Annotated in this window: 1 protein-coding gene; it reads left to right on the top strand. The window is 75.3% G+C overall.

All coding sequences use genetic code 11. From position 1 onward, the window contains the following. Window positions 1-333: 333 nt before the first annotated feature. The coding region (locus tag L0B03_RS18350) for an MFS transporter (RefSeq protein ID WP_250448511.1) at window positions 334-1,031 on the top strand (698 nt) is incomplete at its 3' end.

Below are 1,031 nucleotides of genomic sequence, written 5' to 3'. Positions count from 1 at the left end.
CAGTGGTCGATCCACCGGCCGCGCCGCGTGGCCCCGGGGGTCGTGCTCGTCGCGGGGGGCGTGGCCACCGCGGTGCCGCTCGGGGCGCCCCCGTCCGTGCTCGCGGGGTCGGGGGTCGCAGTCATGGATGCCGTCATCGCTGCCTCTCTCGGCGGGTGGGCGGCGCCCGACGGAGCCGGGCCGTGCCATGACGCTAGGGAGCGGGTGTTTCCACCGTGACGTGCCGCCGTTTCCTCTGTGGAACGGCCAGCGCACAGGGGGCTGCGACCCGCTGTGAGAACTCCGGCGTGACCCGTCCCGCCCGTGCGGGGACCGCACCGTAGGGTCGGTCCGATGAGTGCCCCCCGCGCGGTCTTCACCCGCGACTACCTGCTGCTCCTGGCAGCCGTGTTCGGTGCGCTGAGCAACTACGCGCCGCTGCTCTCGGTCGTCCCGCTGTGGGCTGCGCAGGGCGGCGCGGGCGGAGGAGCGGTCGGGACCGTCACGGGCGTGATGATGGGTGCGACGGTGGTGACCCAGCTCGCGATGCGCCCCCTGCTCCGGGTGCTCAGCCTGCGCCGCATGGTCGCCGTCGGCGCCCTCGTCATGGGGCTCGCCACGCCGGCCTACCTGCTCTCGTCCGCCATCGGGCCCGTGCTCGCGGTCTCAGCCCTGAGGGGTGCGGGCTTCGCCCTCGTTGTCGTGGCCGGGGCGGCCCTGGTGAGCGAGCTGGTCGCCGACACCCACCTGAGCCGAGGGACCGGGTACTTCGGTCTCGCGGCGGGGTTGCCCAACGTGGCGATGCTGCCGCTGGGGGTGCTCATCGCGCAGCAGGTGGGGTTCCTGCCGGTCGTCGTGGGCACCACGGTGCTCGCCCTCGCGGCGGTCCCGCTGGTGCTCGGGCTGTCGACCGACACGCCAGGCGCCCGTCAGGTCCCGGACCTGTCCGTGGACCCGACCCGGCGGCCCGGCCCGACCCCGACGACCGAGCCAGCCCCGAGGGTCCCCGCACCGACCGCCCTCGCAGACGCCACCACGACCCCGACCCCGCC

It is taken from the genome of Actinotalea sp. C106, from assembly GCF_023630195.1.
Classification (GTDB): Bacteria; Actinomycetota; Actinomycetes; order Actinomycetales; family Cellulomonadaceae; genus Actinotalea.
This window is presented reverse-complemented; position numbering and strand designations above follow the sequence as displayed.